The organism is Pantoea sp. JV6, assembly GCF_025910055.1.
GTDB classification, from domain to species: Bacteria; Pseudomonadota; Gammaproteobacteria; order Enterobacterales; family Enterobacteriaceae; genus Pantoea; species Pantoea agglomerans.
In genome coordinates this window covers 1-1,554 of sequence record NZ_JAPCIM010000026.1, presented here as the reverse complement: position 1 = coordinate 1,554, position 1,554 = coordinate 1, and the positions used below count along the sequence as shown (strand labels likewise).

Annotated in this window: 1 protein-coding gene; it reads right to left on the bottom strand. The window is 57.5% G+C overall.

All coding sequences use genetic code 11. The annotated features are described in order from the left end of the window. Positions 1-1,554: Ig-like domain-containing protein (locus OK412_RS22595; RefSeq protein WP_264353622.1), on the bottom strand; the 1,554-nt coding region annotated here is incomplete at both ends.

The following is a 1,554-nucleotide window of genomic DNA, read 5'->3' as shown; positions in this document are numbered from 1 at the left end:
TGCACACCGTCTGCCTCGTACAGCTGCATGTAAACCTCGGTGCCGGAGGTGCCGTCACCCTGCCACGTCACCACGATGCGGCCGTCCGCCAGCCGGGTGACCGACGGGTTGAGCTGATCGCCTGTGGTAGTGGTATTCACCTGCGCGCTTTCATTCAGCAGATCGTAAGCACTCAGTGCGGCTCCGGAGATCAATACTGGCTGGCTCTGGTTACCTGCCGCGTCAATAGCCGAGAGCGTTCCGTTTTCACCGACACTGAGTGGGTTAGGTACAATACTCCATACACCCTCAGCATCTGCCACCGTGGAGTAAACCGTTCCAGCCGCATTCGTCACGATAACAGTAGCGCCTGCTTCGGTCTGGCCACCCAGAGTCTCCTTAGTATTGGTAGAGAGACCCACGTTCGGCGGCAGTACATCGGTGTCGCTCGACGCTGGTGTCGTCGCAGGCTGATAGTCAATGGTCGTCGGATCGTTGTTGTCCGGCGTCATTTGCTCCAGTCCCAGCGTTTCAACCAGATCCACAACGCGTCCTTTAATCGCCGAGCCTTCGCCGTCACCCACACCTTTGTCAGTCCAGGTCACGTAGAGCTGACCGCCCGCAAGGAAGGTCGCATCGACTTCAACCTGCTCGCCATAGGTCAGCTGATGGATCTGCATCTGCTGGCCCACTTTGTTACCTGCTGCATCAAAGTACTGCGCGTAGATGCCGCTGGTACCTGCACCCGGTGCCGTATCTGTTGCAGACATAAAGAGCGCAACGAAACTGCCATCAGGACGGCTCACGACTTTCGCCAGATGTTGATCGCCTGCTGTTGCCGTGTTGATCAGGAACTCACTGGTCAGCGCCGTACCGTCTGCCGCATAGATGCGGCCCCAGACGCTGTAACCGTTCTGATCCGGTCCGCTGGTATCGTTAGAGTCCCAGGTCACCACGTAGTTGCCGTTATCCAGCGCGCTTACTGCAGGTGATGCCTGATTGTTAGTCAGGGTCTGGTTCGCTACGAAGCTGCCGGTTACCTCATGCAGTGAAGGATCGTAGATCGACACGCCAGCGTCATACCCGGTACCTTTAACGGTATAGGCGATAGCGACCTGGCCATTTTTCAGTAACGTAACAGACGGCAGCGGCTCCCAGTCAGCGCCAAAGCCCAGCACGCCGTTTACGCTCAGCGAAGTCGTAATCAGCACAGTCTCCGCCGTGACCGGCGTGCCGTTTGCATCATACTGGCGGCTGTAAATCGCCCAGTTACCGTTCAGGCTTGCCTGCCATACAACCAGATAGCCGCCATCTTCCAGCGAGGTAATGGCTGGTTCAGTCAGTTTACTTGCCGTGGTACCGGTGTTAACGCTGAACTCTGTGCCATCAGCCACCAGACCATTTACGTTACCCGCACCGTCATAGCTGTAGGTATAACCCTGACCCTTGATATGCGCACCGGAATCCGTGCTCCATACCACCTGGAAAGTGCCATCTGACAGCACGGTAACCTGCGGCGTGATCTGGTCGCCCGCTGTGGTGGTGTTCACCGTGAACTCCGCCCCGACCGGCTGG